This window comes from Arthrobacter livingstonensis (assembly GCF_003219815.1).
GTDB lineage: Bacteria > Actinomycetota > Actinomycetes > Actinomycetales > Micrococcaceae > Specibacter > Specibacter livingstonensis.
On record NZ_QJVD01000018.1, the window covers coordinates 26,098 to 44,594 of the forward strand.

18 protein-coding genes and 1 tRNA gene are annotated in these 18,497 nt (G+C 64.8%); 11 read left to right on the top strand and 8 right to left on the bottom strand.

Features of this window, described 5'->3' with window-relative positions; genetic code table 11:
• The first annotated feature begins 67 nt into the window (after positions 1–67).
• The 3 genes from CVV68_RS15630 (at position 68) to CVV68_RS15640 (ending at position 2,859) form a co-directional block, all read left to right on the top strand.
• Positions 68–1,273 (top strand): glycosyltransferase, encoded by a 1,206-nt coding sequence (locus CVV68_RS15630; RefSeq protein ID WP_245933574.1) that lies wholly within the window; start codon positions 68–70, stop codon positions 1,271–1,273.
• An 83-nt stretch (positions 1,274–1,356) separates the two neighbouring features.
• Positions 1,357–1,430, top strand: a tRNA-Ile gene (locus CVV68_RS15635).
• A gap of 232 nt (positions 1,431–1,662) precedes the next feature.
• A complete protein-coding gene (locus CVV68_RS15640; protein ID WP_110501934.1) occupies positions 1,663–2,859 on the top strand; it encodes an acyl-CoA dehydrogenase family protein in 1,197 nt (398 codons plus the stop codon).
• 35 nt (positions 2,860–2,894) lie between these two features.
• On the opposite strand, the gene CVV68_RS15645 is transcribed toward CVV68_RS15640, so the two are convergent.
• A complete protein-coding gene (locus CVV68_RS15645; RefSeq protein ID WP_110501935.1) occupies positions 2,895–3,521 on the bottom strand; it encodes a M23 family metallopeptidase in 627 nt (208 codons plus the stop codon).
• A gap of 349 nt (positions 3,522–3,870) precedes the next feature.
• Between CVV68_RS15645 and rpsB the strand changes: the two genes are divergently transcribed.
• The 6 genes from rpsB (at position 3,871) to CVV68_RS15675 (ending at position 9,732) form a co-directional block, all read left to right on the top strand.
• The gene (rpsB, locus tag CVV68_RS15650; RefSeq protein WP_110501936.1) at positions 3,871–4,794 is read left to right on the top strand and encodes a 30S ribosomal protein S2; all 924 of its coding nucleotides are present in this window, start codon (positions 3,871–3,873) and stop codon (positions 4,792–4,794) included.
• Positions 4,795–4,902: 108 nt separating this feature from the next.
• Positions 4,903–5,730 carry a translation elongation factor Ts gene (gene tsf / locus CVV68_RS15655; protein WP_110501937.1) on the top strand — a complete coding sequence of 276 codons (828 nt, stop codon included), beginning with the start codon at positions 4,903–4,905 and terminating at the stop codon, positions 5,728–5,730.
• 221 nt (positions 5,731–5,951) lie between these two features.
• Complete coding sequence (gene pyrH, locus CVV68_RS15660; protein WP_110501938.1) at positions 5,952–6,713, top strand: UMP kinase; 762 nt, start codon at positions 5,952–5,954, stop codon at positions 6,711–6,713.
• A gap of 148 nt (positions 6,714–6,861) precedes the next feature.
• A complete protein-coding gene (gene frr / locus CVV68_RS15665) occupies positions 6,862–7,419 on the top strand; it encodes a ribosome recycling factor (RefSeq protein WP_110501939.1) in 558 nt (185 codons plus the stop codon).
• 731 nt (positions 7,420–8,150) lie between these two features.
• The gene (locus CVV68_RS25095) at positions 8,151–9,065 is read left to right on the top strand and encodes a phosphatidate cytidylyltransferase (RefSeq protein ID WP_438502649.1); all 915 of its coding nucleotides are present in this window, start codon (positions 8,151–8,153) and stop codon (positions 9,063–9,065) included.
• Positions 9,066–9,132: 67 nt separating this feature from the next.
• A complete protein-coding gene (locus tag CVV68_RS15675; protein WP_438502647.1) occupies positions 9,133–9,732 on the top strand; it encodes a DivIVA domain-containing protein in 600 nt (199 codons plus the stop codon).
• Between the two features lie 59 nt (positions 9,733–9,791).
• Here the strand turns inward: CVV68_RS15675 and CVV68_RS15680 are convergent, their stop codons facing one another.
• The 4 genes from CVV68_RS15680 to CVV68_RS15695 all read right to left on the bottom strand — a co-directional run bounded on the left by CVV68_RS15680 (position 9,792) and on the right by CVV68_RS15695 (position 14,268).
• A complete protein-coding gene (locus CVV68_RS15680; RefSeq protein WP_110501941.1) occupies positions 9,792–11,285 on the bottom strand; it encodes a sodium/solute symporter in 1,494 nt (497 codons plus the stop codon).
• Complete coding sequence (locus tag CVV68_RS15685) at positions 11,282–11,704, bottom strand: hypothetical protein (protein WP_245933576.1); 423 nt, start codon at positions 11,702–11,704, stop codon at positions 11,282–11,284. The genes CVV68_RS15680 and CVV68_RS15685 overlap by 4 nt, the downstream gene beginning before the upstream one ends.
• The gene (locus CVV68_RS15690) at positions 11,701–12,426 is read right to left on the bottom strand and encodes a LytR/AlgR family response regulator transcription factor (protein ID WP_110501942.1); all 726 of its coding nucleotides are present in this window, start codon (positions 12,424–12,426) and stop codon (positions 11,701–11,703) included. Before CVV68_RS15690 ends, CVV68_RS15685 begins: the two co-directional genes overlap by 4 nt.
• 621 nt (positions 12,427–13,047) lie before the next feature.
• Complete coding sequence (locus tag CVV68_RS15695; RefSeq protein ID WP_438502650.1) at positions 13,048–14,268, bottom strand: GAF domain-containing sensor histidine kinase; 1,221 nt, start codon at positions 14,266–14,268, stop codon at positions 13,048–13,050.
• Positions 14,269–14,424: 156 nt separating this feature from the next.
• Here CVV68_RS15695 and CVV68_RS15700 point away from each other — a divergent pair, with 156 nt between their 5' ends.
• Both CVV68_RS15700 and CVV68_RS15705 read left to right on the top strand, forming a co-directional pair.
• Positions 14,425–14,796, top strand: coding sequence for a DUF485 domain-containing protein (locus CVV68_RS15700; RefSeq protein ID WP_110501999.1), 372 nt, complete (start codon positions 14,425–14,427; stop codon positions 14,794–14,796).
• 39 nt (positions 14,797–14,835) lie between these two features.
• A complete protein-coding gene (locus tag CVV68_RS15705; RefSeq protein WP_110502000.1) occupies positions 14,836–16,452 on the top strand; it encodes a monocarboxylic acid transporter in 1,617 nt (538 codons plus the stop codon).
• An 81-nt stretch (positions 16,453–16,533) separates the two neighbouring features.
• On the opposite strand, the gene CVV68_RS15710 is transcribed toward CVV68_RS15705, so the two are convergent.
• The 3 genes from CVV68_RS15710 to CVV68_RS15720 all read right to left on the bottom strand — a co-directional run bounded on the left by CVV68_RS15710 (position 16,534) and on the right by CVV68_RS15720 (position 18,262).
• Positions 16,534–17,235 (bottom strand): hypothetical protein, encoded by a 702-nt coding sequence (locus CVV68_RS15710; RefSeq protein ID WP_110501944.1) that lies wholly within the window; start codon positions 17,233–17,235, stop codon positions 16,534–16,536.
• Between the two features lie 2 nt (positions 17,236–17,237).
• A complete protein-coding gene (locus CVV68_RS15715; RefSeq protein WP_110501945.1) occupies positions 17,238–17,642 on the bottom strand; it encodes a DUF4383 domain-containing protein in 405 nt (134 codons plus the stop codon).
• A 149-nt stretch (positions 17,643–17,791) separates the two neighbouring features.
• The gene (locus CVV68_RS15720) at positions 17,792–18,262 is read right to left on the bottom strand and encodes an Lrp/AsnC family transcriptional regulator (protein WP_110501946.1); all 471 of its coding nucleotides are present in this window, start codon (positions 18,260–18,262) and stop codon (positions 17,792–17,794) included.
• Positions 18,263–18,497: the final 235 nt, after the last annotated feature.

An 18,497-nucleotide genomic window follows, 5' to 3' on the forward strand; every position in this document is an offset into this window, starting at 1 on the left:
CGCGGTTTCCTTGCGTCGGGGCGCCGGTCCAGTCCGACGGCCGATCAAACCACCAGGAGTCTTATCCGTGACAACCACACCCGGCGAGAGCCCGCAGAAGCCGCTGACGATCTTGATCGCCGCCGACACCTACCCGCCGCACATCAACGGTGCCGCGCAATTCTCGTTTAGGTTGGCCACCGGCATGACAGCACGCGGCCATGACGTGCACGTGATGGCGTGCCGCGCGGACAGCGGTCCCATGTTCACGGAGAAGCGCGATGAGGCAACAGTGCATCGCCTGCGTTCACGGTCGGTTCCCACGAACGAATATTTCCGGATCAGCCTCGGGTGGGAAATTAAGAAAGACATTGTGGCACTGTTTGACGTTATCAAGCCCGATGTTGTGCATGTGCAAAGCCACTACATGATTGGCGGACGCGTGGTGTCCGAGGCGCGGCGGCGCGGCATCCGCATTGTAGCCACGAACCATTTCATGCCGGAGAACCTGAACCCGTTCCTGCCGTTCCCCCAGTGGTTTAAGAACGTTGTTGGGCGGGTTTCCTGGCGTGACATGGGCAAGGTCATGAGCCGGGCTGACGTGGTCACCACCCCCACACCGCTGGCGGCCAAAGCCATGCACCAGCATGCGTTCCTGCGGAAGGTGCTGCCTCTGTCAAACGGCATTGAAGTTGGCAACTATGAGCTGGCGGAAGGTGAAGTTCTAGAACCGAACATGTACCCTACGGTGATGTTTGCCGGCCGTTTGGCGGAGGAGAAGCACATTGACGTGCTCATTGATGCCATTGCCAAGACGCCTGCCGAATTGAACCTGCACCTGGTGGTGGTTGGTGGTGGCGAGGTCAAGGCTGCCTTGAAGGCCCAGGCTGAAAAGCTGGGGCTAGCCGGCCGTGTCAGGTTCACCGGATTGATCAGCGATGCGGAACTGCGCGACCTCTACCTCAAGGCTGACTTGTTCGTGATGCCCGGCACCGCCGAACTGCAGTCCCTTGTGACCCTCGAGGCCATGAGCGCCTCCACCCCGGTAATCCTGGCCAACGCCATGGCCCTGCCCCATCTGATGGAGGAGGGCGTCAACGGCTACCTGTTCACCCCGAACGACAGCAACGACCTGGCCGAAAAAATCACCACGATCATGCGGCTGTCGCCGGAGGACCGTGCCGCCATGGGGTCCGCCAGCCACTCCATGGTGGCCCGCCACGGACTGGCGAAGACGTTGGACACATTTGAAGCCATTTATCGTGGCGGCAGCTACGAGGACTACGCAGTTTAAGACGGAACCGTTTAGTATTGCAGGAGTGCTTTTCCCAGTGCCGGAATCCCGTCGGGGCTCCAGCCGGGGGAGGCACGCTGCGAGGGGCCATAGCTCAGCTGGTTAGAGCGCGGGACTCATAATCCTTAGGTCCTCGGTTCAAGTCCGAGTGGCCCTACGTGCAAGGAAATCCCCGGAATCACAACGATTCCGGGGATTTTTCGTGTGCAAGGCGGCCCGAATGTCGTGCGGTGGGCCGTACTCAACCTCCGGACCTGCCGGCGCCGCGCTGCGGGGTGAAATCGTCCAGCTTATTGCCCGGCTCACTCCTTTGCGATAAGTTACTCGTGAGTAACAAGTTTGGCGAACCGCTGAGCCGCTGACTTTCAATATCGCTCCCAAGCAAAGGAATGCCCGTGTCCCACGCTGCTGTTGACCTTAACAACCTGCCGTACGCCGATGGCGACTTTTACCGATTTGAGCTGTTGCTCTCCGAGGCTGAACGTGAGCGCCTGCAGGAGATTCGCGACTTCCTTGCCAAGGAAGTCAGGCCCATTGCCGTGGACTGCTGGAACCGGGGCGAGTTCCCCCTGGAACTCATCCCCAAGCTCGCCGAGGCCAATCTCATGAGCCCGGTCCGCCGGCAGGGGCACTCAAACGTCTTTGCCGGGATCGTGCACGCCGAATTCACGCGGGCGGATTCCTCCATTGCCACCTTCATGGGGGTCCACGACGGCCTCTTTACGGGCTCGATCGAGGCCCTCGCCTCCGAGGAGCAGAAGGCGGCCTGGCTACCGGACATCTACGCCATGAGGAAAATTGGCGCCTTCGGGCTCACCGAGCCACTTGGCGGCTCGGACGTGGCCGGCGGGACCCGCACCACCGCCGTGCGCGACGGCGACAACTGGATCATCAACGGCGCCAAGCGCTGGATTGGCAACGCCACCTTCTCCGATTGGGTCGTCATCTTTGCCCGCGACGTTGCCGACAACCAGGTCAAGGCCTTCATGGTGGACACCGCGCTGCCGGGCTACACGGCCACCAAGATTGAAAACAAGACAGCCCTGCGCACGGTGCAGAATGCGGATATCACGCTGGAAAACGTGGTTGTTCCGCATGCGTTCAAGCTGGCCGGAGGCAACAGCTTCCGCGATACGAACAAGGTCTTGAAAGTCACCCGCCTCTCCGTGGCCTGGCAAGCCGTCGGGCAGCAGATGGCCGCCTTCGACGCAGCACGGCGCTACGCCGTGGAACGCCAGCAGTTCGGCCGCCCCATCGCCTCGTTCCAGCTTGTCCAGGACCAGCTCGTAAAGATGCTCGGCAACATCGTTGCCTGCACCGGCATGATGGTCCGCCTGGCCCAGCTCGAGGACCAGGGCCTGGCCAAGGACGAACAGTCCGCCCTCGCGAAGGCCTTCACCACGGCACGCATGCGCGAGACCGTCGCCCTGGGCCGCGGCATCTTCGGCGGCAACGGAATCGTCACCGACTATGAGATGGCCAAGATCTTCGCCGATGCCGAGGCCATCTACTCCTATGAAGGCACCTACGAGATCAACACCCTGGTCACCGGCCGCGCCATCACCGGCATTTCGGCCATCGTCTGACCTCCCACGAGGTCGGTGCGGGGAACCCGGCGGGCTCAACCGCCGGTCACTGGCAACAGCACTGACGGGCGCAGGTCGAGAATGAATTGCAACGGGTTGAGGTATGTGTCCCCCCGGCGCACGCCCCAATGCAGGCAGCTGGTTTCGCCCGGCGGGCCGGCGTCGCAGTGCGTTGGCCCGGCAAGGGTTCCCAGTGTTTCGCCGCGGACCACCGCTTCTCCCGCCCGGAACGGGGATTTTACCGGTTCGAAGCTCAGTCGCAGCCCCCCGGCAGTGGTAATGGTCAGCACGGGCCGGTCAACCACGACGCCGGAAAACGAAACCACCCCAGCCGTGGGCGCGAGGACGGGGGAGCCTTGCACTGCAAGGAGGTCCACGCCGCGATGCCCGCCCAGCCACGGCTTGTCCGGCGGATCAAAGGCGTGGACCATCCGGGGTTTGCCAGCCAACGGCCAACCCCAGGAGAGGGAGGCAGGCAGGGGACGGGCCGCCGTCGTACTTGGGGAAAGCGTGCGTGGGGTGACCATGCCTGCAGCAACCGTCCCCGGGGCGGGCGCCGCCGCAGCACCGCCTGTGGATGCTACCGAAAGTGGGAGCAGAGCGGCGGCCAGCAGCGCCACCTGAAGCAGGCGCCACCACCGGAAGCAAAGAAGGGCTGTCATGGCTCCAGCCTGCACGCCTACCGGACAAGCAGGCGCCGCACTTTCCAAAAATGGGTGCAAGGCGGGGGTGAGGGCCGCCTGTGGAGGACTCAAGGGTGGTCGGCCACCACATTGGCCCTGTAGTAACATGGACAGAGCAGTGTGCTCTTTGTGCACTGACTACGCGCACCCCACCCTGACGAGGTGCCCAAGGGAAATCTTGGGTCCTGCCAACGGATTGCGCCCATACGGTCCGCCACGTGGCGGTTAATGGACGCGCAATAGGGTGCCAGGAGCAAAGCCGCCGGCGGAATTCCCCGCCACAGGCTGAGAAGCTAAAGAACCGTAAAGAACAAGAAGGAGCGCCGGCATGCCCGTCGTAACCATGCGCCAGCTGCTTGACAGCGGCGTCCACTTTGGACACCAGACCCGTCGTTGGAACCCGAAGATGAAGCGATTCATCCTCACGGAGCGCAACGGCATCTACATCATCGACCTGCAGCAGTCACTGTCTTTCATTGACCGCGCCTACGAGTTCGTCAAGGCCACCGTTGCCCACGGCGGCACCGTTCTCTTCGTCGGTACCAAGAAGCAGGCACAGGAAGCCATCGCAGAGCAGGCCACCCGCGTGGGCCAGCCCTACGTGAACCAGCGCTGGTTGGGTGGCATGCTCACCAACTTCCAGACGGTTTCCAAGCGCATCTCGCGCATGAAGGAACTCGAAGAGATCAACTTCGAGGACGTTGCTTCCTCGGGCCACACCAAGAAGGAGCTCCTGCTCCTCAAGCGTGAGCTCACGAAGCTGCAGACCAACCTCGGCGGCATCCGCAACCTGACCAAGGCACCGTCCTTGATCTGGGTTGTTGACACCCCGAAGGAACACCTCGCCATCGACGAGGCACACAAGCTGAACATCCCCGTTGTTGCCATCCTGGACTCCAACTGCAACCCGGACGACGTCGACTTCCCGATCCCGGGCAACGACGACGCCATCCGATCCGTTGCACTGCTGACCCGCGTGATCGCCGACGCCGTCGCCGAGGGCCTGATTGCCCGCAACGCCAAGGCCACTGGCAACGACGAAGCTCCGGCTGAGCCGCTGGCCGAGTGGGAGCGCGAGCTGCTGGTAGGCCACGCGGCTGCCGAAGGCGAAGCCAAGGCAATCTCGGCTGAAGAGGCCGCCGAGGTGCTCACCGGCGACGAGGCCGAGAAGGCTGCCGCGACGCTGATTGCGGACGCGCCGGCCAAGGATGCCGCGGCGGTCCTCTCCGAAGAGAAGACCGAAGACAAGTAACTCCTTAGCCTGCCGGGATGCCACTTGGCGTTCCGGCAGTGCTATGCCCGCCCGGCGCGGGACATTAAGCAACTGGCAAGCAAGAGAAGAAGAAACAGGAGTTTCAATATGGCGAATTACACCGCAGCAGATATCAAGGCTCTGCGCGAGCGCACGGGCGCCGGCATGATGGACGTCAAGAAGGCCCTCGACGAGGCCAACGGCGACGCCGAGAAGGCCATGGAATTCATCCGCATCAAGGGCCTCAAGGGCGCCACGAAGCGCGAAGGCCGCTCCACTGCAGAAGGACTCGTTGCCGCCAAGGTCGAGAACGGCGTCGGCGTCATGGTCGAAGTCAACTGCGAGACCGACTTCGTTGCCAAGGCCGCTCCGTTCATCGAGTTCTCCAACAAGGTCCTGGCAACTGCCATTTCCTCCGGTGCTGCCGACGTCGAGGCCCTGCTGGCCGTGGACGTCGATGGCAAGCCGATGTCCGAGGTAGTCATTGAAGCTGGCGCACTGCTGGGCGAAAAGGTGGCCATCCGCCGTCTGGCCCGCGTTGAAGGTACCACGGTTGACGCGTACCTGCACAAGACTTCCAAGGACCTCCCCGCCCAGGTTGGCGTGCTCTTCGCCATCGACGGGGACAACCAGGAAGTTGCCCACGACGTGGCCGTGCACATCGCTGCCATGTCCCCGACGTTCCTCTCCCGCGAAGAAGTTTCGCCGGAGACCGTCGAGAAAGAACGCCGCATTGCCACCGAGACCGCACAGGCCGAGGGCAAGCCCGAAGCTGCCATGACGAAGATCGTTGAAGGCCGCCTGACAGGCTTCTTCAAGGACATCGTCCTGGTTGACCAGTCTTTCGCGAAGGATGCCAAGAAAAGCGTCGGCGCCGTCCTTGACGAAGCCGGCGTGAAGGCTGTTGGATTTGCCCGCTTCCGCGTTGGGGCATAAAGCAACGGCACATTGATGTGACGGGGAAGGGGCAGCCGCCGGTGGCAGCTGCCCCTTCTTCATGCCCGGCGTCGGATAGGATTTTAGACGCACCCACCCGTGCCGTCCCACTTTCGAGGGCATGGAACCCGCGCGGCAGCCACACTGCCCGCAAACTGGTCCGACACAACTGCATGAGGAACCCGGCCCGTCAATGAGAGCGGGTTCCCACGGAAGGCAAAATGACAACGCACACCCCAGCCACCACCCAGGACATTGCGCACAACCCGTCGGGCGCCGTCAAGCGCCGCCGCGTGCTGTTGAAGCTCTCCGGGGAGGTCTTCGGGGCCGGCAAGCTCGGCGTCGACATGGACACCATCCGCGACATCGCCAAACAGATCGCCAGCACAGTTGACCGGGTGGAGGTCGCGATTGTGGTGGGCGGTGGCAACTTCTTCCGCGGCGCCCAGCTGTCACAGGCCGGCATGGACCGCTCCCGCGCGGACTACATGGGCATGCTCGGCACGGTCATGAACTGCCTGGCCCTGCAGGACTTCCTGGAACAGGCCGGGGTGGACACCCGCGTGCAGAGTGCCATCACGATGGGCCAGGTGGCCGAGGCCTACATTCCGCGCCGCGCCATCCGTCACATGGAAAAGAGCCGTGTGGTCATTTTTGGCGCCGGCGCCGGCCTGCCGTACTTTTCCACCGACACCGTGGCCGCCCAGCGCGCGCTGGAAGTCCACGCCGACGTCGTGCTGATGGCCAAGAACGGGGTGGATGGCGTCTACACGGCCGACCCGAAGAAGGACCCCACCGCCGTCAAGCTGGACCACCTCAGCTACGACGAGGCCATGGCCCGCGACATCCGTGTCATGGACCAGACCGCCTTCAGCCTGTGCAAGGACAACAACGTCACCATGCTGGTCTTTGGCATGGAGGGCGAGGGCAATGTTGCCCGCGCCATACTCGGCGAGGAACTGGGCACACTCGTTACGCCGTAACGGGCTTCGACGCGGACCGACGCCGGCGCGGACCGGCCCGCCGGGTGTCCCTGTCCGCCAGCCCGCCCACGGTAGGATGGTTTGAGAATTACCGCGTGCAAAGGCCGCGGATGTGTCGAAAGAGTCACAACAGTTGAGGGAGATAGACGTGATCGAAGAAACTTTGCTCGAGGCCGAAGAAAAGATGGACAAGGCCATCGAGGTCGCGAAAGAGGACTTCTCGGCCGTCCGGACCGGCCGTGCCAACCCAGCCATGTTCTCAAAGGTATTGGTGGACTATTACGGTGCGCCGACACCGCTTCAGCAGCTCGCGTCCTTTGCCGTGCCGGAAGCACGCACGCTGCTCATCACGCCCTTTGACAAAGGTGCCCTGCACGAGATCGAGCGGGCCCTGAGTTCCTCCGAAGTTGGCGCCAACCCCTCGAACGACGGCACCGTCATCCGCGTCGTCATGCCGGAACTGACCCAGGAACGCCGCAAGGAATACGTCAAGCTGGTCCGCACCAAGGGCGAGGACGCAAAGGTGTCCGTCCGCAATATTCGCCGCAAGGCCAAGGAATCACTGGACAAGTTGGTCAAGGACGGCGACGCCGGTGAAGACGAGGGCTCTCGCGCCGAAAAGGAACTTGATGTCCTGACGAAGTCACACACCGACAACATTGACGAGATGCTCAAACGCAAGGAAGTCGAGCTTCTCGAGGTCTAATGACGGACCCCAAGCCTGCGCCGGACGGTTCCCCAGGGGAGGAGCCTGCCGCACCGCTCCCGGGCGCCGACGGTTCCCCGGGCCTGGAGGCGTTCCAGTTCCCCACCCGGAAAGCGCGGCGTGTAGCTGAACTGACGGGCATGATTGCCGTTGTCGTGCCCGAAAAGAGTGGGGCTAAAAAGGCAGCAGCAAAAAAACCAGCAGTAAAAAGGGCGGCTCAAAACGCCGTGCCCGAAAACGCCGTGCCCTTCAAGGCTGCGCGCAGGGCCGCAGCCTTGAAGCACGACGCCGCTTCCCGCCCGGGTGCCCCCGTCGCCGACGCTGGTGCGCGCAAGCAGCCGGCACCCGGGTCGGCGGCGGCGGTCCCTGCCGCGGGCCGACGCAGGGCGGATGGCAGGACCGCCGCCAAGGCCGCCAATCGGGCCGGCGCGGCGAAGCCCGCGAAGAAGAATCGGTCGGCGCAGGATTCAGTCGTGCGCCAGCCCGAATCAGACGCGCGGAATCGGCCGACGCAGGAATCAGCTGTGCGCCAGCCGGAGCCTGCCGCCGGGAATCCGACGCCGCAGGAACCGGCAGCCCGCCCGCCGGAGCCTGCTGCCGGGAATCCGGCGCCGCAGGATTCCGGGATAGGCCAGCCAGAGCGCGCCATCGGGAACCGGTCGCAGCGGGATTCCAGGGTGGTGCGCCCGCCGGTGCCCGCCGCATCCGTGACGGGCCTGCCGGCCGTACCGGTGGCGCCCGCGCCCATCGCGCCCATTCCTGCTTCCGCGGCCGCCCGCAAGGCGCCCCGTACGCCCAAGGCCGGACGGGACCTTCCGGCGGCCATTGGGGTGGGCGTCGCGCTGCTGGTGCTGGTCCTGGGCAGCCTGCTGTTCTTCCCGCTGGGGTTTGTGGTGGTTGCCACCGCGTTCGTGGCCGTGGGCGTGTGGGAAGTGACGCGCGCTATCGGGACCAGGGGCATCAAGGCGCCGTTGACCCCGGTGATGATCGGCACGCTGGCCATGCCGGCGTCGGCTTATTTTGCAGGCTCGGAGGGGCTCCTTTTCGCCCTGGTGGCCAGTGCGGGGGCCACCTTGCTGTGGCGTTCGCTTGACCCCGAACCCGGGGCCGTGAAGAGCATCCTGGCTGGAATCTTCTCACTGATGTGGATCCCGTTCCTGCTCAGCTTCGTTTTCCTCATGATGGTCGGGGAACGTCCGCCCACCACCGGCCTCACCCTGGACCTGGCCAACTTGAACCCGGGGATCCTCGAGGTGGTCATCATGCTCCTGCTGGTGGTTGCCAATGACACCTTTGGCTACCTGGTCGGGGTGCTGTTTGGCAGGCACCCCATGGCACCGAAAATCAGCCCCAAAAAATCGTGGGAGGGCTTTGCCGGTTCCATGGGAGGCGCCATGCTGGTGGCCATTCCCGCAACCGTGTTCTTCCTCGACGTACACTGGTGGGTGGGGTTGGCCCTCGCCATTGGTATGGTCTTTGCAGGCACCGGCGGCGACTTTGCCGAGTCCATGGTCAAGCGTGAACTTGGCGTCAAGGACATGAGCAATCTGCTGCCCGGCCATGGGGGCGTCATGGACAGGCTGGATTCCATCCTGTTTGCCGCTCCCGTTGCCTATGCCATTTTTAGTGTTCTAGGCCGGCTCTGATGCGCACCCTGCGGGTACGCACATGCCCGGTTTCCGTCCAAGCAAGCACCACCCCCGAGGAATGACTGTGACTGTGGAAGAGAAGACTCGCACCAACTCGAAGTTCAAGCTGGTTGGTCCCAAGGAAATCGGGTACAACGTCAAGCAGGTTGACGTGTTCCTGGACCGTGCCCGGTCTTACTTTCTCAATGCGGACACGGATGGGAAGGCCATTACCAGCCACGACGTTCGCACCGCATCATTCGACCCGGCCCGCGGCGGCTACAACGCCCAGGCCGTGGACGCAGCCATGGACCGGATCGAGGACGAGTTTGTGCTGCGTGAGAAGGAACTCCTGATCGGTGCGGAGGGCGAAAGGGCGTGGATGATCAAGATTGGCAAGACGGCGTCCCTGCTGCGCGCGCGCCTGCACCGGCCCGACGGAGAGCGGTTCCGCCGCCCCACCCGCAAGAACATCCAAAGCTACAACACCGACGACGTCGACGTGCTGTGCCGTGAGCTGCTGACGTACATTGAGGACAACGGGGAACTGAGCGTCGACGTAGTACGCCGGGCGATCTTTGCGCCGGTCAAGGGTGCCGAGGGTTACGAGGAAAGCCAGGTGGACGCGTTCCTGGACCGCGTGGTGGAGCTGATGGCCACCATAGACATCGCCGCCGACAAGTAGGCGCCCTCCGCCATCGGCCAGGCAGTCAGCACAGCCCGTGGGGCGGCCGAAACAGCCCGTTAAACGGACTGGCCCGGAAGGGCATGGGGGCGTTCGGGCACATGCAGCTTTGACATGAACCTTGCCACCCCGGGGTTGCGGCGCCCGGCTGTTGCCAGCGACACCGCCACCATGGTCACAAAGGCTGCCGGGACCGTCCACGCCGCCGGCTGAGTAAGGAATTCACGCCACGGCGAATCGGCCCCCAACTGCGCGCCGAACAACATGGCGGTCCCGCACAGCACCCCGCCTGCCAGCATGCCGGCGACTGCGCCGGCGTCGGTGAGCCCGCGCCACCAAATGCCCAGCAGCAGCAGCGGGCACACGGTGGAGGCCGTGAATGCAAACACCATCCCCACACTGCCGGCCAGTGCCAGAGAATCCGTGCCGAGCGCCACGCCCAGTGGCACGACGGCGGCGGCCACGGCGGCAATCCGGAAACCACGGACATTCCCGCCCAACAGGTCCTGGCTGATAACTCCGGCCAGCGACACCACCAGCCCGGAGGTGGTGGACAGGAACGCCGCAAAGGCGCCGGCCACCACCAGCGCTGAGAGGATGTCCCCGCCCAGTCCCCCAATGAGCGTGCCCGGGAGCAGCAGGACCGTGGCATCGGGGGAGCCGTGGGCAGCCAAACGGGGCAGGAACACGCGCCCCAGCACCCCGTAGATGGTGGGAAACAGGTAAAAGACGGAGAGCAGCCCCAGCACGATCAGCGTGGTCCGCCGTGCCGCCGCGCCGTCGGGGTTTGTGTAAAACCGCACCAGAACATGGGGCAGTCCCAGAGTGCCAAACAACAGCGCCACCATGAGCGAAAGCGTCCCGTACATGCTGGAGCCGTTGAGCGGATCGGCCAGCGGGAAGAACTCCGTTCCGACCGGCAACGCTGCGGGCTGGCCGCTGTGGGCGCCAAGCTGGAGCAGGATGAAGATGGCGGGCACCGCCAGCGCCGTGAGTTTGAGCCAGTACTGGAAGGCCTGCACAAAGGTGATGGAGCGCATTCCGCCGGTGATCACCGTCAGGCAGACAATCACGACGACGGCGCCGGCCCCCACCCACGACGGCAGTCCCGTGGTGGTGCGGATGGTCAGGGCCGCGCCATGCAGCTGCGGCACAATGTAAAACCAGCCAACCACCACCACCAGCACGCTGGTGACATGCCTGGCCCGCGTCGAGTTCAGCCGCGCCTGCGCAAAGTCGGGAACAGTGTAGGCACCGGAGCGGCGCAGGGGAGCGGCCACGAAGAACAGCAGCATCAGGTAGCCGGCGGTGTAGCCGATGGGGAACCAGAGGGCATCGAGGCCGGAAATCATGATCAGCCCGGCGATGCCCAGAAAACTGGCGGCGGAGAGGTACTCCCCGCCGATGGCGGACGCATTCCACCACGGCCGCACGGTCCGCGAGGCCACATAAAAGTCACTCGTGGTGCGTGATATCCGCAACCCGTAAAAGCCGATCAGCGCCGTGATGACGGAGACGGAGATCAGGGCCGTGTAGCCGATGGCCGGGTTCATTTCCCCTCCACCAGGTCGCGGTACTGGTTCTCGTTCCTGGTGGCAGCCCGCACATAAAGCCAGGCACTGGCGCCAATGATGGGGTACACGCCCACGCCCAGCATGAGCCACGGGGCGGGGATGCCAAGAATCCGCCAGTCGGCGAAGGCCGGCACCCACCGCACTGCCATCCAGCAAATCAGCAGCGCCGCCATGAAGCCGGCGCTGACCACCAGGGCCAGACGCAGCTGCGAGCGGATCAGGGACCGCACCATGACCTCGCCCACGGCCGACTGTTCGGCAACTTCCTGGGAAACGCTGGTGCTGGCGCGAATCGACCGGGCCTGGCTCCGCGGTGCCACCACACGCACGCGGCCGGCAGCGGGTGGGGACGCCGGTGGGACTGGCTGGGAGGGAACCGCGGCGTCGTCGTCGTTCATGCTGACGGCCGAACCCTGGTGGCCTGAAGGCGTTCGCGCAGGGCCGGCAGGTGGCGCCGGCTCACGGGCAGGTCCGCGTTGGAAACCGAAACCGTGGGCTTGGCCGAGCCGAGCTTCAGCGCCGTGACAAACTGCATGCAGACCAGGTAGGAGCGGTGGATCCGCAGGAACCCGGAATCCTGCCAGCGCTGCTCCAAGTCTGCGAGCGGGACACGGATCAAATAGCTGGCCTCGGCGGTGTGCAGGCGGGCATAGTCGCCCTGGGCCTGGACGAACCTGACCTCGTCCAGGCGGATGATGCGGCTGACGCCGCCCTGGTCGACGGTGATTAGCTCCACCGCCTCGGCGACGGAAGGTTGGGCGACCATTTCGGCCACACGCCCGACCGTCTTGGCGAGCCGTTCGGTGCTGACCGGCTTGAGCAGGTAGTCGACGGCGGCGAGGTCAAAGGCTTCCAGCGCGCGGTCGTCGTCGGCGGTGACAAAAACGACCACTGGCGGGCGGGGCGAACGGCCAATCACGCGCGCCAGCTCCAGTCCGTTCAGCCCGGGCATGTGAATGTCCAAAAACACGGCATCGACGTCTTCCACAGCCAGGATTTCCAAGGCGCGGGAGCCGCCCATGGCCCGGTGGATGGTGCCGATGCGTGGGTCCCGGCCCAGCATAAACGCCAATTCCTCGACGGCGGGTAGCTCGTCGTCGGCGACAAGGACGTTGATCATGGGACCAAGCCTAGCGGCCGAGGGGCCCCAAACGAGCGCAGCGAGTTTGGGGAGGACGCGACGGCGCTAGTCCCCACGCCCTCCCAAAACTCAGCCGCTGGCGCGTCTGCCCTTTGGGTCCCACGGGCGCGTGGGCCCAGCCGAGGGGCCCCAAACGTGGGCCCACGGCGGCTAGGGCCCCGCTGTGAGCTTGCGAGCAGTGGGAGCGGCCGGGGATTGCGAGCGGTGGGAGTCGCCGGGGACGCAGCGAGTTTTGGGGAGGACGGTAGGCACTAGTCCCCACGCCCTTCCCAAAACTCAGCCGCTGGCGCGTCTGCCCTTTGGGTCCCTCGGGCGCGTGGGCCCAGCCGAGGGGCCCCAGCCGAGGGGCCCCAAACGTGGGCCCACGGCGGCGAGGGCCCCGCTGCGGGGGCCCACTGCCACGAGGGACCCGCTGTGAGCTTGCGAGCAGTGGGAGCGGCCGGGGATTGCGAGCGGTGGGAGTCGCCGGGGACGCAGCGAGTTTGGGGAGGACGCGACGGCGCTAGTCCCCACGCCCTTCCCAAAACTCAGCCGCTGGCGCGTCTGCCCTTTGGGTCCCTCGGGCGCGTGGGCCCCCGGCGGCGAGGTGGCGTCTGGGTGTCAGGCGTCGTGGCCGGGTTGGTTCTTGGGTACGGTCATGGTGATCAGCATTCCCCGCCCCTCTGCCGTGTCGAAGGCCAGACCGTGGTCGTCGCCGTAGACCTGGCGCAGCCGCGCATCGACATTGCGCAGACCCACATGCGTGCCGTCGTGCAGCCCGGCAAGGACGGCCCGGAGTTCCCCGGGGTCCATGCCGACGCCGTCGTCCTCGATGGTGACCTCCGTGTAGGCGCCCAGGTCGCGGGCACAAAGCTGCACCAGGCCTGGCCCTTCCTTGGCCTCGAGCCCGTGCCGCACGGCGTTTTCCACCAGCGGCTGCAGGCTGAGGAACGGGATGACGGTGCTGAGGACTTCGGGGGCAATTTGGAGGCTGATTCGCAACCGGTCGCCAAAGCGGGCGCTTTCGAGCAACAGGTACCTGTCGATGCAGCGCAGTTCCTCTGCGAGGGTGGTGAAATCGCCGTGCCGGCGGAAGGAATAGCGGGTGAAATCGGCAAACTCCACCACCAGGTCCCGTGCCCGCTGGGGGTCGGTGTTGATGAAGGAGGCGATCGCGTTGAGCGAATTGTAGATGAAGTGGGGGCTGATCTGGGCGCGTAGGGCCCGGACCTCCGCCTCGGCCAGCAAGGTGCGGGAGGCGCTGAGTTCGGCCAGTTCCAGCTGCGCCGACACCCATCCGGCAACCTCGTTGGTGGCCCGGACCAGCCCGGCGCTGGGCTGCTTGCTGAGAATGATCACGGTGCCCACCACCCGGGAGTCCACGTTGAGTGGGCAGATCACCGCGGCCTTCAAGTCCGAGTCTTCCTCCGGCAGCCCCAGCGATTCCCGCAGGGCCGAGTCCAGTACGGCCACCTGGGTGCGTCCGTTGCCGAGGGCCTGTGCTGCCAGGCCCATGACAACGCCCGAGTCGGGCTGCTTCGCCGCCGCGCCGGAACCGTCCCAGGCCAGCAGCCCCGAGCCGTCGGTCATGGCGAACGCGGCACAGTTCAGCAGGGCGCGCAGCTGCCTGCTGGCCTTCAGTGCGCCCGCCGGCTCCAGCCCGTTGCGCAGTTGGGCACCGGCCGCGGCGGCCGAGTGCAGCGCGCGGAACGTGGCTCTCTCGGCGTCGGTGCCCAGCTCGCGGTGTGAACGCGAAAGCCGGAAGCCGGCCACAGCCACCACGGCGACGGCGGCCGCCACCACGGCGATGGTGATGATGAGCAGGAGCGTGGAGTCACTCAAGGGATCGGCGGACATGGGATAAACACTAGCTGTCCCCAAGCGCGCCCTGCCGTTGGGCGCATGCCCGGTGCCATTCGGCGCGCATCCGCCATTCCTAACGGAAATGTGATTCAGGACACTCCATAGTAGAGGCATCACATCACCCAAGGAGGAATGATGGGTAATTCTGCCCATGCAAGTCAAGGAAGTCCCGACGTGGACTTTGTTGAAGTTCAGGCGTCGAAGGAATTCAGGGACCTTCGCAAGAGCCACCGCAGCTTTGTGTTCCCGGTGGCCGTCGGCTTCCTGCTCTGGTATTTTGCCTACGTGCTTTTGGCGGCGTATGCGCACGACTTCATGTCCATCAAGGTCTGGGGCTCCATCAACATCGGCCTGGTCATGGGCCTGCTGCAATTCGTCACCACCTTCGGCATCACCACGTGGTACGTCACGTACGCCAACAACAAGCTCGACCCCAAGGCAGCAGAGATCCGGACCCGCCTCGAGGCGCAGATCGCCGCTGCCAACTCGACCAAGGAAGAGGTTTAACCCGTGGGCCTGACATCTGCTCTGTATCATGTTGCCGCCCTGGACAAGTCCTTGGGCGAGCAGACCAAGGAGACGTCGTGGATCAACATCCTGATCTTCGTCGCGTTCGTTGGTGTCACCTTGGTGGTGGTGTTCCGTGCCAGCCGCAACAACAAGACCGCCGCTGACTACTATGCGGCGGGCCGGTCCTTTTCCGGCGGCCAAAACGGCACCGCGATCGCCGGAGACTACCTCTCCGCCGCTTCGTTCTTGGGCATCACCGGAGCCATCGCCATCAACGGCTACGACGGATTCCTCTACTCGATCGGATTCCTTGTAGCGTGGCTGGTGGCCCTGCTGCTGGTGGCCGAGCTGCTGCGCAACACCGGCCGGTTCACCATGGCCGATGTTCTTTCCTTCCGCCTGAAGCAGCGGCCAGTCCGCATCGCCGCGGCCACCACCACCCTGGTGGTCTGCTTCTTCTACCTCCTGGCCCAGATGGCCGGTGCCGGAGGGCTGGTTTCCCTGCTCCTTGGCCTGGACAACGGGAACAAGACGGGCCAGGCCATTGTCATTGCCGTGGTCGGCGTGCTCATGATCGTCTACGTATTGATCGGTGGCATGAAGGGCACCACCTGGGTGCAGATCATCAAGGCCTGCCTGCTCATTGTCGGCGCCGCCATCATGACCATCATCGTGCTCGCCATGAACGGCTTCAACCTGAGCACGCTCATGGACGCCGCCGTGCAGACGTCAATCGATGAAGGTGGCGCCGGTGCGGCCCTGCTGAACCCGGGAGCCGCGTACGGGAAGGCCCCGCTTGACTTCATCTCCTTGGCCCTGGCCCTGGTGCTGGGCACCGCGGCCCTGCCGCACGTACTGATGCGCTTTTACACGGTCCCCACCGCCAAGGAAGCGCGCAAATCCGTGGTGTGGGCCATCTGGCTCATCGGCATCTTCTACATCTTCACCCTGGTGCTCGGCTACGGTGCCGCTGCCTTGATTGGCAAGACCGCGATCCTCGCGGCTCCCGGCGGCGTCAACTCCGCCGCACCGTTGCTCGCGTTCGTGGTGGGCGGGCCCATCCTGCTGGGCTTCATTTCCGCCGTCGCCTTCGCCACCATCCTGGCCGTGGTGGCCGGGCTGACCATCACCGCGGCAGCCTCGTTCGCCCATGACATCTATTCCAACGTGATCGTCAAGGGCGAACCGAAGCCGGAAATGGAAGTCAAGGTGGCACGACGCACCGTGGTGGTGATCGGCATTGTGGCGATCGCCGGCGGCATACTCGCCAACGGCCAGAACATCGCGTTCCTGGTGGCGCTTGCCTTCGCCATCGCGGCATCGGCCAACCTGCCCACCATCATCTTCTCGCTTTTCTGGAAGAAGTTCACCACCCAGGGCGCCCTGTGGAGCATGTACGGCGGCCTGGCCGCTGCCATCATCCTCATCGCGTTCTCTCCGGTGGTATCCGGCAGCGAAAAGGCCATGATTCCCGGTGCCAGCTTCGACTGGTTCCCGCTGGCCAACCCCGGCATCGTCTCCATCCCGCTTGCGTTCTTCCTGGGCTGGCTGGGCACGGTGTTGGACAAGAACGTGGAGAATCCGCGCATCCAGGCCGAAATGGAAGTCCGTTCGCTGACTGGCGTCGGTGCCGAAAAGGCGGCGGACCACTAGACCCGGCCGTCACCACCCCTAAGGGCCCCGTGCGTTCCCCACATAGCTTGGGAACGCACGGGGCCCTTTTTGGGCGGTCTGTCAGTGGTGATGGCCGGAGTGCTTCAACTGCTCGAGATTGCCTGGCAGGGGAGACCCCGGGGTGGTGGCGCCGTGTCCGGAATGTGGAACTGCCAGTTCACCGGCCGTGGAGGCCGCCATGCCCACCGTTGTCACGGAGGCCACCAGGATTGATGCGGCAAACAACGTACCGACCACGGCCAAGGCCGACGGCTTGTGCCTGGCACCCGGGACCCGCACCCGTAGGCCGCTGTTGTGCTGCCAGCCAAGCACGGCAATCACTGACATTTCCAGCACGAGTAGTGAAGCCAGGGTCAGGTCAAGTGACCTCAGGTCCTCGGGCAGGCGCCACATGCCCACGATCAGGATGGCCAGGTGGGCCGAGGCCGCCGCCACCACGGCCCGGACCGTCAAGATGGTCGGGAGGTTCGCGGTGCGGAAACTGACAAAAGCGTAGAGCAGCCCGGCGACTGCCCAGCTTGATGCCGCGATCACGGCCACCCATTGTCCCCAAGCCGCTGCCCCGCCCACGCCGTTCAAGCCCGCAATCAGGCTGGACGCCGCGGCACTGCTCAAGGCCGCAATACCCACTGCGGCAATGCTGACGTACAGGCTGGCCAGCTCACCGCCGGTCTGGGTGGAGACCCGGGGCTTCCCCCGGAAGGTGCGCTGGGCAATCCTCACCTCGGGGGAAGCGGCGCTCAAGGCTTGGATGGCGGCCACGGCTAGGCGGTCCGGGCTGCGACGGTCCGGTCCTGCGACAGGCCGACTGCCAGCAGCACGAGAGCGCTGGCGAGGTGCAGGACGTTGTCAGCACCGTTGAGCGCGATGATGTTCAGCGCGGAGCTGGTCAGGAACAGTCCCACGATGCCCACCAGCAGGTAGACGGCACCGACGGTTGAGTTGGCGGTCTTGGCCGCCGTCACGGAACCCAGTCCCGCGAGCAGGAGCGCTGCGCCGATGGCCAGGTGGATGATGTTGTGCAAGGGGTTGACCTCGAAGACGATCAAGTTCCGGCCCTCCGTGGCGAAGAACCCAATCCCGCTGGTCACAAAGAATCCGACGATGCCCACCAGTAGGTAGACGGCTCCGAAGACGGTGGCGAGTAGCCTGTTCGGTGAAGTGCGCATGGTGTTCAATCCTTTTTGGTAGTGCGGAGTTGCCTGTCCGCATCAACTTGAATGGGATCCGGGTGGAGCCCATGGAAGTCATTCGGAGGCCACCCCATTTTGGATTGCGCCTTCCAGGCTATTTTTTGGGGCGTCCGTGGCGTTCCCGGCTACTTGTCCAGGACCCGCTCCAGCAGGGGCGTGAGGCGGAACGGGACAAGCTCATTCATGGCCAGCGACGTTTCGGTGCGCTCCACGCCGTCGCACGCGAGGATCTTGCCGTTGATGCGGAACAGGTCCTCGGCGCCCGTGGAGACCACCCGCGCCAAAATGTCGGCCCGGCCGCTGAGCCCGTGGGCCTCGATCACTTCAGGGATGGCAGCAAGCGAAACGGCCAGCGGTGCGAGCTTTTGCTGCTGCACGTGGATGGAGATGAAGGCAGTCAGCGGGTACCCCAGCACGGCCGGGTTGATGCGGCGGTCGAAGGTCAAAAAGGCGTGCCGCTTCTCCAGGGACGCCATCCGCGCCTGAACAGTGTTGCGTGACAGGCCCAGCTGCTGGGAGAGCGCCACCACTGTCTGGCGGGGGTCCGCCACCATGGCCAGGAGGATGCGGGAGTCAGTTCCATCCAAAGTATGCATAGTGCGCAGATTAGCACGGTCAGTCCACCGCATAAAGAGCAAAATGCTCAGTCTTTAGAAGAGACATTGCGCCAGCTGCATGCTGTGAGTAGGGTCACAGCTAAGGGTTGCAATGACGCCGCCCTGCCGCGCGCGACAACCCAACGCCTGCGGCCTGGGGGCCTGCATCCACAAGATGCGCCGGCCCATTGCCGGGAGCCAAGGCTCCGGGCGAGACGTTAAGGAGGCGAACTGC